At 44.8% G+C, this 12,283-nt stretch carries 15 protein-coding genes; 7 read left to right on the top strand and 8 right to left on the bottom strand.

From position 1 onward, the window contains the following. Positions 1–147: 147 nt before the first annotated feature. The 8 genes from AC1MCB_RS20765 to AC1MCB_RS20730 form a co-directional block, all read right to left on the bottom strand. Positions 148–330, bottom strand: coding sequence for a hypothetical protein (locus AC1MCB_RS20765; protein WP_479966645.1), 183 nt, complete (start codon positions 328–330; stop codon positions 148–150). A gap of 263 nt (positions 331–593) precedes the next feature. Continuing rightward, a complete protein-coding gene (locus tag AC1MCB_RS20760) occupies positions 594–1,133 on the bottom strand; it encodes a hypothetical protein (protein ID WP_479966644.1) in 540 nt (179 codons plus the stop codon). Between the two features lie 1,337 nt (positions 1,134–2,470). Further along, positions 2,471–3,121 carry a CHAP domain-containing protein gene (locus AC1MCB_RS20755; protein ID WP_479966643.1) on the bottom strand — a complete coding sequence of 217 codons (651 nt, stop codon included), beginning with the start codon at positions 3,119–3,121 and terminating at the stop codon, positions 2,471–2,473. 279 nt (positions 3,122–3,400) lie between these two features. Continuing rightward, complete coding sequence (locus tag AC1MCB_RS20750; protein ID WP_479966642.1) at positions 3,401–3,769, bottom strand: hypothetical protein; 369 nt, start codon at positions 3,767–3,769, stop codon at positions 3,401–3,403. Positions 3,770–3,881: 112 nt separating this feature from the next. Beyond that, on the bottom strand, positions 3,882–4,550 hold the full coding sequence (locus AC1MCB_RS20745) for a DUF6266 family protein (protein ID WP_479966641.1): 669 nt from the start codon (positions 4,548–4,550) through the stop codon (positions 3,882–3,884). A 156-nt stretch (positions 4,551–4,706) separates the two neighbouring features. Beyond that, entirely contained in the window at positions 4,707–5,336 is a 630-nt protein-coding gene (locus AC1MCB_RS20740) for a DUF6266 family protein (protein ID WP_479966640.1), read from the bottom strand. 55 nt (positions 5,337–5,391) lie between these two features. Continuing rightward, entirely contained in the window at positions 5,392–6,030 is a 639-nt protein-coding gene (locus AC1MCB_RS20735; RefSeq protein ID WP_479966639.1) for a DUF6266 family protein, read from the bottom strand. Positions 6,031–6,576: 546 nt separating this feature from the next. Then, positions 6,577–6,870, bottom strand: a complete 294-nt coding sequence (locus AC1MCB_RS20730; RefSeq protein WP_479966638.1) for a helix-turn-helix domain-containing protein — start codon at positions 6,868–6,870, stop codon at positions 6,577–6,579. 441 nt (positions 6,871–7,311) lie between these two features. Here AC1MCB_RS20730 and AC1MCB_RS20725 point away from each other — a divergent pair, with 441 nt between their 5' ends. The 7 genes from AC1MCB_RS20725 to AC1MCB_RS20695 all read left to right on the top strand — a co-directional run bounded on the left by AC1MCB_RS20725 (position 7,312) and on the right by AC1MCB_RS20695 (position 12,236). Then, positions 7,312–7,977, top strand: coding sequence for a TetR/AcrR family transcriptional regulator (locus AC1MCB_RS20725; protein WP_479966637.1), 666 nt, complete (start codon positions 7,312–7,314; stop codon positions 7,975–7,977). A gap of 178 nt (positions 7,978–8,155) precedes the next feature. Beyond that, positions 8,156–9,301, top strand: coding sequence for an aminotransferase class I/II-fold pyridoxal phosphate-dependent enzyme (locus AC1MCB_RS20720; RefSeq protein WP_479966636.1), 1,146 nt, complete (start codon positions 8,156–8,158; stop codon positions 9,299–9,301). Continuing rightward, positions 9,301–9,957, top strand: coding sequence for a TetR/AcrR family transcriptional regulator (locus AC1MCB_RS20715; RefSeq protein ID WP_479966635.1), 657 nt, complete (start codon positions 9,301–9,303; stop codon positions 9,955–9,957). The genes AC1MCB_RS20720 and AC1MCB_RS20715 overlap by 1 nt, the downstream gene beginning before the upstream one ends. A gap of 83 nt (positions 9,958–10,040) precedes the next feature. Beyond that, positions 10,041–10,676, top strand: coding sequence for a TetR/AcrR family transcriptional regulator (locus tag AC1MCB_RS20710; protein ID WP_479966634.1), 636 nt, complete (start codon positions 10,041–10,043; stop codon positions 10,674–10,676). 2 nt (positions 10,677–10,678) lie between these two features. Next, the gene (locus tag AC1MCB_RS20705; protein WP_479966633.1) at positions 10,679–11,242 is read left to right on the top strand and encodes a Crp/Fnr family transcriptional regulator; all 564 of its coding nucleotides are present in this window, start codon (positions 10,679–10,681) and stop codon (positions 11,240–11,242) included. 162 nt (positions 11,243–11,404) lie between these two features. Then, positions 11,405–11,860, top strand: coding sequence for a MauE/DoxX family redox-associated membrane protein (locus tag AC1MCB_RS20700; protein WP_479966632.1), 456 nt, complete (start codon positions 11,405–11,407; stop codon positions 11,858–11,860). A gap of 109 nt (positions 11,861–11,969) precedes the next feature. Further along, positions 11,970–12,236: a DUF6520 family protein gene (locus AC1MCB_RS20695; RefSeq protein ID WP_479966631.1), complete on the top strand. Its 267-nt coding sequence runs from the start codon at positions 11,970–11,972 to the stop codon at positions 12,234–12,236. The last annotated feature ends 47 nt before the right edge of the window (positions 12,237–12,283 follow it).

Below are 12,283 nucleotides of genomic sequence, written 5' to 3'. Positions count from 1 at the left end.
TCCTCATGTCATGATCATCAATCGTTCTAACCGGTGCTAACCAACGGTCAGCTGACAGCCCAGAATTCTTTCCACCGGGACTTGAGGTAGCTGTTACCAATAGAATAATCATGGATTTTCTGTACGGAGAAACACCGCAGCAGCTTGTTAATTTAAAAACTGATACCTCGCCCTTGTAGCTAGTTTATTTTCATAATCCTGTATAAGTGCAAGCAAAAACTCCAACTCGAGGTATTCAATGGTTCCGGGTTTCGCATTATACAATTCAAGGGTTCGGCTAATAGCTTCAATGTAGTCGCGTTGTTTGTTAATTGCTTTAAATACGTTCATTACTGAAATTTAAATAAACAGTCAGAAAATTGTTATATAACAGGAGGTACATTTTATAATCGAAAGCTATTATTTATAAACTTTGAAGAAATAAAAAGTTATTAACAAATGTGGGTAAAATAGGTATCAGCTGTCAGGGTTTAGGTATCAGCTGTCAGGTATCAGCTATCAGCTTAATTCGTGGAAGTTGGCATTGGGTAGTTACTATGTGATACCCTATATGCGAGATAGCCTTATTACATAATTCTTAGCAGCGTACTAAATTATCTATCCCGAAAAACGCTTCTGAAGCAATATATCCCTGCAAATAACAGCGCCAGGCCGGCCAGGTACAATAAGGTATTATTGCTGGTATTGACGGCTTTCTCTTTCAAACGTGACCTGGTAAGCAATTTTTCGTTTTCCCTGCTTTCGGATTGGTTCTTTTCAGTATGCGTTGCTTGGGCAGAACTCTGCACTTGCCGGCCTTCTTTCAGGCGCTCATTTATCATAATCTTTTTCGCAGTTCCCAGGAAACCCTCGTCGGTAGAGTACCGGAAAAAGCCTTCCGGAAAGATCTCTGTGTAAAATTGCCTGTCAGCTGAATCCTGCAGGTTATACATACGCAAACTCTGAGCTTGGATTGCTGATTCGGTTTTCACTTCCCTCCGGATGTCCTGCCGCCGCAGGCTGTCGGCCTGAAAAAAGCTCTTTTCTTTGAAAATTGAGCAGGCGGTGATGAAGATTAGGAGGATCCAGAGGAAATGAGGGGTGTGTTGGGTTGTGATGTAAAATGAGGGTAGTAGGGATATTTGGGTTTTCATGATGGTTTGTTTTTGGTTAGGGGTTAGGTGGTTATAAGGTTATGGGGTTATAGGGTTATGGTAATATGAGCCGATGAAATGCTGCCTATTTATCTCCTAACGCTTCTGCTTTCTGTTCTTTAGTGAATGAAAAAGACTTGATTCAGTGATTTATTTTCTGTCGTCGCCACCGCGGGTGTTACTTTTTCCCAGCAGCTGGAAAAAGTAACCAAAAAGAGCCGCCGCTGCGTTTGTTGCTTTTAAAGTCAGCAGTTAGGCTTTGTCTGTGCCAACCGCAACAAACAATGCGGAAGAGAGCGGAACGGAGAGGTTTTCTGTAGGCCTTACATAGCAGTTAGGGTTCCGTGTTTCATCGTTTTAGTTCTCTCGTTTGTTAATGTTGTATAGGGATCAACTTAGGTCTTTCTAATAGGAATCTCGAACCGAAAAGCAATACCTAAGTACTTCCATTAACTATGAGAAGAACCACTCGCTTTAACTGTCCGCATCCGGCATCACAGAATGGAGCGTTAAGAAAGTTCTGAAAACAGCATGTAGAAACTTTCAATTCCACTACTGCAAAAAGCAATTTGGCGAAGTGGTGCAGAAACACTAAAACTTCTTCTTCCATTCCCACGGCTTCAAATTGCAGATAGCTGTTTGCAGAACTTTTAGCTCCAGGCTGTGCGGCCTTGAATTTTTTGGTTCTTTTTTTTTCAAGTAAAAAGAACTAGGCCATCGGGCGGCTATGAGCCCGACTAACCTAAATCAAAACATTGAATTAGTTTTTCTTCCTGCATAACCGTTCCTATGAACACTTTTGAGCCCAATAAAGCAAGCCTATATATCGGCATCACAGAATGGAGCGTTAAGAAAGTTCTGAAAACAGCATGTAGAAACTTTCAATTCCCCTACTGCAAAAGCAATTTGGCGAAGTGGTGCAAAAACTTTAGCACTTCTTCTTCCATTCCCACGGCTTCAAATTGCAGACAGCTGTTTTGAGAACTTTTAGTTCCAGGCTGTGCGGCCCTGAATTTTTTGGTTCTGTTTTTTTCAAGAAAAAAAGCACTAGGCCTTCCGCCGGCTATGAGGCGGACTGACTTAAATTAAAGTGTTGAATTAAGCTATCTTCGTGCATAACCGTTCCAATGAATACTTATTGGCCAAGATCCCACTTGAACATGTGCTCATCGGTTGAAGATTGCCACGGCTCTATTACCTCGGATCAAAACGAAATAACCTGAGGATTACCCCCTGATTCATTATCAGGGCGCCCCGCAATGACGGTGGATTGCGGATCAGAGGATTATCTCTTTATCAGGAGGCATCGCAATGACGCTGTATGTAGGGGCACATTCTCATTGTGTAACAAAATCCGAAACCTGGTAAACCGTCGCCACCAGCCGCCGCTTTCTCCAAACCCCATCCCCTTCCCTGCTGCCTGCTTCATTGGTATTGCCTTCCACGGTGATTATCCATTTTTCGCTCCAACTATCGACAAAACCAACATGGGCAATACGGCCTTTATCGGGAAACCAGATTCCAAACACATCGCCCTTTTGAGGCTGGCTGTTGACTGCTCCTGCCACCCTTCTTCCAGCAACTTGCCCTCCTGCAACTCTCCTTCCTGCCACTGCAACTCTCTTTCCTGCCACTTCCCTACCTGCCACTACCCTACTCCTCTCCCAAATCACTTTCGACTTCGGAAATAATCCCGGCGACCAGCCCGTCCGCGGATTAGCCTCCCCGGCCTGATCAAACACCCAGCACACAAATGCTGCACACCAGGGATACCCTTTTTTCAGGCCGACATAACGAAGGTATTCTTCGATCCTTTGGCCGTCGTTTTTACCAGTTTTTTCTCTTACACCGAGTTCAGCGGTATAGATCTGCTGCACCTGGTTTCTTTTGAAGTTTTCCGATGCTGGCAGCGACCGGCTTGTATTTGTTTCATCTCCGAATCCGCCGATCAGAGCATAAGTAATGAATACTATAATGATGGTTTTCATTTGCAAAAAGGTAGTTACGGGATCGGGATCAACTGTGTTACTGTGCTGGAAATAGAATATCCTGTTCGAGGGGCGTAATCTAACCCCGTTAGGGGTTAAACGTCGGTAGCAAATAACAATCATATCGCTTTTCGTGCCGTTAGGTACGATACACCGCATTTAATTGTTACGTACCTGACGGCACGCCGGCCCTATTAAAAATTACGTTGCTACCGACGTTGTGCCCCTATGGGGCAGACCGCAGCACTCCGCAGGTGATTTTTACGCATCATCACGATCTTAAATAATGGCGATCAAAACGAAGACAAACGCGTACAGCAGCGCCAAATAAAACACCAGGTAAATAATCACCTTGTGCAATGAAAGCAGCGACTTGAAGTTTCGCTCAAAATGATGTGTTGAGTAGTCAGTAAACACCGGCCAGATGGTCTTCAGGAGCCACCAGGTAACCGCCTTGAAGATGAGCATCGCCAACACCGCCAGGATCACCGCGCTGAAGGCTCCCGGATCAATGGGTGCTGAAGTGTAATCCACCTGACGCACGAGTCGTGGGAAGATGAGAAAGATCAGGATAATGATGATAATGCCGGCCAGTTCCTTTCTGAAAGGAAAATGCCAGGGGAAGTAGAATTTTTGAATAAGGTCCATTTTTAAGTAGTTAGTACTTAGTATTTAGATATGAGATTTGAGATATGAGATATGAGATTTGAGACTAGTGTTTATTCCTGATAGCTGCAAGCTGAAAGCTAAGACCTGATACCTAATTTAATCTCACTTCTCCCCCGCACAGAAAATTACCCGATATCTGAACCGGGCCGAGGTAAACACTGTTGGAAACGTCTTTACCGTTAGCTGAAATAAAATACAGATAGGTTTCTACCTGGTCACCGCGGAAGCTGCAGGGCAACTCCAGCATGGCCAGCCGGTCGGCACCACCGGCATCGGCAGTATGGTAGATCCACTGTTCCTTTGCGGGATTATAGGCCAGCATCACGACCCTGCCGTCGAACAGGCAATTGTGCGTTCCGGGGCACCAGTTAAAGATCAATGTCAAACCCGCTTCGCTGACGAAACTGTTACAGCCCGGGTAAAGGTTTCCGGATGTAAGCCTTACAGCAGCATAATGGATTCCAAAATCGGGATAAGACCCGGCAATCGCTCCTTTAATTACTTTGCTGAAGCAGTTGTTGAAAGCGGAAATCTGCCTTTTGCCCTTTTCCGGCAACGGCTTTAAGGCAGGACGCAGCTGCGAGAGAAAAGAAGTAGTCAGACTAAACCTGGTTCTTTGCGACAATTGCTTAACAGTCGGCGGCTTAAGTGACTTTGCCGGCCGCTGCCGGACACAAAAGCGATTTTTATAGCGGTAACCCACAATGTTTCCAACTCTACCGCTGAAACCACCCAGGATACCGTGATTGATTGTTGCCATGATGTTTGAATTAATTTGTCAATTGGTTAATTTGTCGATTAAGTAATATGGCAATATGATAATATGGGAATGTGATAGTTGCTAATGTGATAATATGGCCATGTGATAATGCTATATTCAGTTCCAGATCTGCACATTTGCACATTTACTTGCACATTAAACAAAGTGCCTTCCGGTATAAACTCCCTCTGAAACGGCCTGGCCGTTGTATGAAAAGAAGTAGATCCAGGTTTCGATCTGCCGGCCGGTAAAATCCGGTGCCAGGGTCAGTGCGGCACTGCGGCATCCGGCACCTACGGTTACAATCTGGTAGATCCATTTATTTGCAGGTGGATCGTAGGCTAGCAACACGGCCAGGTCCTGGTAAATGCAGTCGTGTTTTTCATCACACCAAGAAAAATGAAGGGTACTGTTGTCTGCTGTCACTTTATGATCGCAGCCCTTGTACAGAGAGCCAGAGGTGAGCTTCACAAGTTCATAATTAATAGCCTGATCCGGATAATTCACGCCAATCGCTTCTTTGGCCACCTGACCTATCGCGGCTAAGTACGCGAAGGTCTTTTTCTCCCCGGTAAGCGGCAACGTTTTATATAGCTCGCGTAAGCCGCTTAAGAACGACTGCGAAAGTTTGAACTTCATTCGTTGAGCCAGTTGTTTGATGGTTGGCGGTTTTGAGGATTTCGCCGGCAGCCTTCGGATACAGTAGCCTGATTTGGTTTTGTACCCCACGATGTTTCCAACTTTTCCGCTAAATTCGGTGAAAATGCCTTTTTTAATTATTGCCATTTTTTGAGTTTTAAGGTTTAAATAAGAAGCCGGGATTTTCCCGGCTTCCATCGAATTAGGCTACTACAACCTCGCCCACATAAAGACTGGTCGAGATCGTCTTTTTATCGGCCGCGTAAAAGGCCATCCACACATGTACCATATCATCCACAAAGTTTGAAGGCAACTGCAGGGTATCACTGCCTAAACTGCGGGCATCGCCGTCCAGGGCGAATACATATTGTGACTGTACCGGATTATAAACCAGCAGCACCGCCTTATCTGACGGCTTAGCGGTCCCTGAGCTGGAATTATCCTCCCAATTAACTGTCAAGGCGCCGTTGAGAGAACTAGCCACCGGATTCCAGGGGCTGGTTAAGTTACCCTTGCTGATCAGGACTTTCGAGTAATCGATCAGCAGATCCGGATAGACACCGATAATAGCTTCAGTGATTAGCTGGGCGGTAGCGACATTAAAGCCGGTTTTTTTGACCGCCAGGCTCTTGTAGCCCACATTCACCAACGCACTGATTGGCTGCAGAAATCCTGTGGCCAGAGTCAATTTGACTCGCTGAATCAATTGCAGATCGGTGGGTGCCTTGCTGGAGGGACGGGGTAAACTACGCATGTAGTCGATGCCGTTCCAGCTGCTGCCCACGACCGTTCCAACCTTGCCGGAAAATGAGCCTAATATTCCTTTTCGATATGTTCCCATATTTCTAAAATTCTAATTGTTAAACATGATTTCACTGTCGGAAGCGCTTCCTTGAATCAAAAGTATGTGACTAATATTCAATAAGATGTATCCACAAGGCTGGTGGCCGGCTTTGGCCGCGGTTGTCCAGAATTTGGCCGCATTTGTCCGTGGCTGCGTTTCGAAGTATGAGGTGTTTAGCTACAGGAAGTTGGAAAGAAGTGGGAGGTAGAAGGTATGAAGTAGTACATTAAGCTAGCAGATATCTGGTCTCAGCTATAAAGCTTATACAACACAATTAGCATGTACAGGCTGTTAGGATGAAAGCTGAGGGCCGATTACTGACGCCTGAAAGCTAACACCCACATTGTGGGGTTCCTGGTAGGGCCTTGTTCGGCTACTATCAGGCTGGCGGTGGTCTGGAGGCGGGTGGAGCCGAACAAAAGCCTACCGAGACCCAAACAAAAGGCCTTTTTTGTGCTGAATATTTATGTTTTTACCAGATAGGGTAAGGAGTAGCGTCGTGAGAATTGTTCATCTTCAAATTTTCAAATCCTAAAATTCGAGTCATTCGATACGTTTCTCTTTAACTCCAAGCATGACATCGATATCAGTTTGCTTGTAGTAAAACTTTCCCTTTATCTGTGAGAAAGGAATTCTGCCTTCCAGGCGATGACGACGCAATGTTCTTTCTGAGATCTTCAAAATCAACATAACATCCTGGTTGTCCAGCCAGATTGCCGGACCGATGGTTTCCCGGTCGCACTGGAAGGAAGCAATTAATTGAAGTACATCAAATATTTGACTAAGCTTTTTTTCAATCCGCAAAAATATCCGGACGAGAACTGAGATTCCATTCATAGCAATCCTTTAATAGTACAGAACCTGCCTCCAATTTTTTTTAAGCAGATGTATAAAAAGGTAGCGCTTTCATGAGGCAGAGAAAATCATGAAAACTGATGTTCAAACATAGAAAAAGTGGTGACATACGATATTAAAAAGATAGAAAAACAGGGCAATGGGCTGTTTCCGGTTTCTTAACACGTAAATAACCCGGCAGTGCCTTACCACTACCATGAAGCATTTCGCGAGTCACCACCTAAAAGCATTTTCAAATAGAAAGTATTTAATAATAATACACATATACGCAGAAACTTTTGTTTCGTTGCAGTTAAGTGTTAACTTTATATTTAAATTTTTAAAAAGTAGTAGAGTATAGTGCTATGTCACCAGTTTTCCAAAAACGGAGACTTACCTTCAATCTGAATGATCAGTTTCATCAAACGTCTATTTTAAACCAGTATGGCGAAAAAACTTAAGAAAAAACAAGTCGAAAAGCCTCCGCACCAGAGGAACAAGGAATTAACCAAACGCAGTCTGATTCAGGCCGTAGGAGCGATTATAGAAGCGGAAGGTTATAGTGGTTTGGGGGTAAATAAAATTGCCAGAAAAGCTGGTGTAGACAAACAACTGATTTACCGGTATTTCGATACAGCCGAAAAACTGATCGAACAATATATCCTTGAAAAGGACTTCTGGACTACGTTTTCGCAACAATTGCGGGAAGTATCGGAAGACGATAGCGGTGAGAATCTGCAAAACCTTGTCAAATCTATCCTTCAGAATCAATACCGTTTTTTCCAGGATGCCGGGGAAATGCAACGCTTTATCCTTTGGGAAATTACAGAACGTACCACCCTGATGGATGGTGTATCAAAAGCCAGGGAAGTAATGGGAAGTGATTTTTTGAAATTAACGGACAAGCATTTCAAGGATTCAGATATCAACTTCAGAGGTATCAGCGCACTGATGGTGGCCGGGATCTATTACCTGGTATTACACTCCAAAACCAACACCAGCACCTTTTGCGGTTTAAATCTCAAAACGGACGAAGGAAGAGAGGAGATTATTAAATCAATCACCAAGGTGATCGAGCTGGTATTTAAAGACGTGAAGCAAGCGGAATAGTGCGGAGAAACAAACTTAAAGTTCTAACCAACCTAACCTTATCATGGAAAAAATCAATTACCACAACGCCAGTTTCAAAGACTTCGAAAACGTACCGGGCCTGGATGCCTGGCAGCGGGCAGACGTTTTCAAAGATTACCTGGATCATCTGCAAGCGTCTGGCGGCCTGAACTACCGGATGGTATCGACCAGCGGTTGCGGACCGGAAGTAGATTTGATCACCCGCGATCCGGCAAACCCGGCACGCTACGTCAGCCTGGTATCGAACGATTACCTGGGTTTTACCCAGCATCCTAAGGTCAAGATGGCGGTTATCGAAGGTATCATGCAATTCGGCTCGGGCGCTGGAGCCTCCCCTGCCATCGGCGGACAGTTCAGCTACCATGAAATGCTGGAGAAGAAGATCGCCGCATTCTTCAAACGTGAGGCAGCTATAATATACACTACTGGTTACACTGCCAACAGCGCCACGCTAATGAGCCTTTTGCAGAAGGAAGATATCGCTATTGTAGATATGGCCGTGCACGCCAGTGTATATGAAGGCTGCCAGTTAACCAATCTTAAAGTTTTTCTCCATAACCGTCTGGATGTTCTGGAAAGAGCGTTGAAAGAATCAAAAGATAAATACCGTACGAAAATGGTGATCGTTGACGGGGTATATTCCCAGGACGGCGATATGGCTCCGCTGCGCGAGATTTTGAACCTGTGCAGACAATATGGGGCTTACCTGGCCGTGGATGACGCGCATGGCGTGGGTGTGATCGGCGACACGGGCCGCGGAGCGATGGAAAAATATGGAGTAATGCAGGAGGTCGACATTATTACCGGGACTTTCAGCAAAGCCTTCGCTAACATTGGCGGCTATGTGGTTGCCGATCCGAACCTGATCGACTTTTTAAAATACCAGAGTCGCCAGCATTTGTTCTCTTCAACCGCCAGCCCTGCCGCAGCTGGAATACTGAAAGCCATCGACCTAGTGGATGAAGAACCGCAGTGGAAAGATAAACTCTGGGAAAACGTGAATTATCTGAAAAACGGTTTGCTTTCACTGAACTTGGATATCGGCACTACCGCATCTGCCATTATCCCGGTTAAGATCGGCGACGCGGCCACCACCGCCAAAGCAGGAGAACTCTTGTTAAAAGCAGGCATCTACACCAACCCGATCATCTACCCGGCGGTATCCAAAAAGAACGCCCGCATCCGGATGAGCGTGATGGCTACCCATACTTTTGGGCAGCTCGACAAGGTGCTGGAAGCCTTTGAGTATGTAGACCAGAAACTTAATATCTCCAAATTAACCCATTTCAACCCTGTCATCTAATGGAATTTCCCGAAAAAATACGCCGCTATGGTAAACGGCCCAAAAACAAAGAGGCCACTAAACGCATACTGATCAATGCTGTTGGCGAAATTATCCGGACAGAGGGATACACGGGCCTGGGCGTGAATAACATTGCCTTGAAAGCCGACGTGGACAAGATCCTGATCTATCGTTACTTCACGACACCAGAAAACCTGATCGAAACTTACGTCCGCGAGAAAGATTACTGGCTTGTATTTTCTGAAAAAATCAGAAACCACGCGGCTGAAGAAAAGGGTGATCTGCAAGAGATTGTGACCGGCATCCTGGAAAACCAGTTTGATTTTTTTTACCAGGAAGACGAAATGCAGCAGCTCATCCTCTGGGAGATTGCCGGAAAAAGCGAGCTGATGAAAGAGATAGCGCTGGTCCGGGAATCGCAGGCGGTAGATCTTTTAAATGCAGCGGACGACCATTTCAAGGGAAGTGGCATAAACTTCAGAATGTTAAGTGCACTGCTGTCGGCGGGAATCTACTACATGACGCTGCATAAAGATGTTGAAGAATTTTGCGGTATTGATCTGAATATGAGTCATCAAAGGGAAGAGCTTAAACGGACCATCCGCCACAGCATTGACATGATATTCAGGGAGAAAGAAAGGGGGCAGGAATGTTAAACCATCCAACTTTCAAGACTATAGCAAAACTACTATCATTTCAATCTTCAAAAATAAACGAAAATACACCCACTAACCCTCTTTTGAATAAAACAACTGAGCAGATCAAATCACTACTACTGGAAGCTGTCGGGGAGATCATCCGGAACAGCGGCTACAGCAGTCTTAGTGAGACTGAGATTGCCCGACAGGCCGGACTGGGGCAGCATCTGATCGGCGAATATTTCGAAACTCCGGAAAAGCTTGTTGAGGAGTATTTTATAAATCAGGACTACTGGATCGGGTATGAAAACGGAATATCGGAATTGAAGGAAGCTAATCGTGGGAATCTACTTAGTACGGTAAAAGCAGTTTTTGAATTCCACTACCGGTTTTTTGACAAGCATATAGAGATGCAGGAGTTAATCATCTTAGAATTAAACGATGAAGTTCCTTTAATGAAAAATGTCTTTCGGGCAAAAAGGAAATTAGATTCTTCTTCTTTTGAGTTAACCGACGAACATTTCAGGGGCTCATCTTTAAACTTCCGCATTATCGGTGGAATGCTGATGCATTGGGTTGATTTACTGTTTGTACAACCAGAGTTTACGTCTGACGGGCCTTTTAATCCGGTTACAAAGGAACGCCGGGATCAGATGGTACAATCAATGCTTGTGATGATTGAAAACACATTTGAGGAAGTGGACCGGGAAAAAGCAAAAAAGTTCAAACTTCCGTAACCATGATGATAGAACGGTTGTTAGCCTTTTTGAATACCCTCTCTCCCATATCTTCTTCTTTCGATGCGGATATCCGGCGAAGAGTTATTAAGGAACATTTCCGGAAAGGTCATACCCTCTCCAGCCCCGCACTCAGAGCCCGCGCGATTTGGTACCTTGCCTCAGGACTGGCTAAAGAATATTACTATGACGAAGCCGGAAAACTGGTGATCAGCGCATTCTGGAAGGAGAATGAACTAATGGTAGATGCCGAAAGCTTTTTTGGCAAGATACGCTCAGAGAGATACATACAACTAATCGAAGACTGCACGCTGCTGACATTGAATAGCAGGCAGGCGCATGAATTAAAAATCCTTTATCCAGAAGCTCAGTCGCTGGCGTATTCTATTCTTTCGGCAGCAAAAAGGAAAGATACCGAGCGCAGCGAACTCCTTGTTCTGAGTGCGATGGAAAGCAACAAGCAATTCTGCAAAACCTTTCCCTGGTGGCGGATCTCAATTACTGATGCAGCTTCCTATCTGGGCCTCTCCAGGAAGACCATTACCGTAATCAGGTCGAAACCATAATCAATGAATTTCCCCAACATTGATTGTATATACAGAAAATTTCTTACAAGCAATGTGAGATTTCAGGCAATCGCGCGGGAGAAATGTAACATCACTTTGGGAGAAAAGTAACACCTGTAGCTTCGAACTACTTCGAACTTTAATGCTGTAAAACAACCTATCATGTTAACAGCAAAATTAAGTTCAATAAACAATGCAATCCTAACCTGGATTCAGGCAGCACTCGTCATACTTTGGGTGTACGCCGCCACAAGTAAGTTGCTGGATTTTGATCAATCCCGTACAGAAATGCTCGGGCAAGTATTCCCGTCTGTATTTTCCGAGTTCCTGGTATGGGCTGTGCCCCTGACTGAATTGGTTGCAGCCACCTTATTGATCTTTGCAAAGACCAGAACGATAGGCTTCTATATCTCTCTGCTACTACTGTTTAGTTTTAGCGTCTACATCATCATTGTCTTGCTGAACTTTTTTGGACGAATTCCCTGCTCCTGTGGCGGAATACTGGAGAATATGAGCTGGACGGAACATCTGCTCTTCAACGTCTTCTTTATTGTGCTAACCCTTATTGCATTGATACAAACATCAGAAGAAAGGAGGGCTATGGGGAAGGTGGCTTAGTTGCGATGATTGCTTTATGGATAGTGCGATCATCTATTACATAGTGATATAAATCATAAGGAGAAGCCGAAAACCTTGAGAGTAGGCAGAAATTTCACTTTGAATGATTATGAAAAAGTTCAATGCCGGCATAATAGCCGCAATAATAGGAATAGTGTTTGCCTTTGGTACACAAGAGGCCGCCAGTAACAATCTGAACCCGGAATACGGCCATCTAAGCGATGGATCCTGGATCTTGATCACACCGCAAACAGAAGCAGACTATGCTTGTGAAACATCAAGCCAGGTTTGTAAAGCAAGGTTTCCCCAGGACCCTAACCAGAGTACGAACGGCATGCAGGTCACTTCCAACAATGGTGTTTACGAACTTCAATAAGTTCTTCTAAACAATCAAAGCAACTCCGGACATGCAGAGTTGCTTTG

It is taken from the genome of Daejeonella sp. AP26, from assembly GCF_056680515.1.
This window is presented reverse-complemented; position numbering and strand designations above follow the sequence as displayed.

Bases quoted from the DNA above. Each gene is read 5' to 3' on its own strand.
- AC1MCB_RS20765 (WP_479966645.1), bottom strand. From the start codon at position 330: ATGAACGTATTTAAAGCAATTAACAAACAACGCGACTACATTGAAGCT.
- AC1MCB_RS20760 (WP_479966644.1), bottom strand. From the start codon at position 1,133: ATGAAAACCCAAATATCCCTACTACCCTCATTTTACATCACAACCCAA.
- AC1MCB_RS20755 (WP_479966643.1), bottom strand. From the start codon at position 3,121: ATGAAAACCATCATTATAGTATTCATTACTTATGCTCTGATCGGCGGA.
- AC1MCB_RS20750 (WP_479966642.1), bottom strand. From the start codon at position 3,769: ATGGACCTTATTCAAAAATTCTACTTCCCCTGGCATTTTCCTTTCAGA.
- AC1MCB_RS20745 (WP_479966641.1), bottom strand. From the start codon at position 4,550: ATGGCAACAATCAATCACGGTATCCTGGGTGGTTTCAGCGGTAGAGTT.
- AC1MCB_RS20740 (WP_479966640.1), bottom strand. From the start codon at position 5,336: ATGGCAATAATTAAAAAAGGCATTTTCACCGAATTTAGCGGAAAAGTT.
- AC1MCB_RS20735 (WP_479966639.1), bottom strand. From the start codon at position 6,030: ATGGGAACATATCGAAAAGGAATATTAGGCTCATTTTCCGGCAAGGTT.
- AC1MCB_RS20730 (WP_479966638.1), bottom strand. From the start codon at position 6,870: ATGAATGGAATCTCAGTTCTCGTCCGGATATTTTTGCGGATTGAAAAA.
- AC1MCB_RS20725 (WP_479966637.1), top strand. From the start codon at position 7,312: ATGGCGAAAAAACTTAAGAAAAAACAAGTCGAAAAGCCTCCGCACCAG.
- AC1MCB_RS20720 (WP_479966636.1), top strand. From the start codon at position 8,156: ATGGTATCGACCAGCGGTTGCGGACCGGAAGTAGATTTGATCACCCGC.
- AC1MCB_RS20715 (WP_479966635.1), top strand. From the start codon at position 9,301: ATGGAATTTCCCGAAAAAATACGCCGCTATGGTAAACGGCCCAAAAAC.
- AC1MCB_RS20705 (WP_479966633.1), top strand. From the start codon at position 10,679: ATGATGATAGAACGGTTGTTAGCCTTTTTGAATACCCTCTCTCCCATA.
- AC1MCB_RS20700 (WP_479966632.1), top strand. From the start codon at position 11,405: ATGTTAACAGCAAAATTAAGTTCAATAAACAATGCAATCCTAACCTGG.
- AC1MCB_RS20695 (WP_479966631.1), top strand. From the start codon at position 11,970: ATGAAAAAGTTCAATGCCGGCATAATAGCCGCAATAATAGGAATAGTG.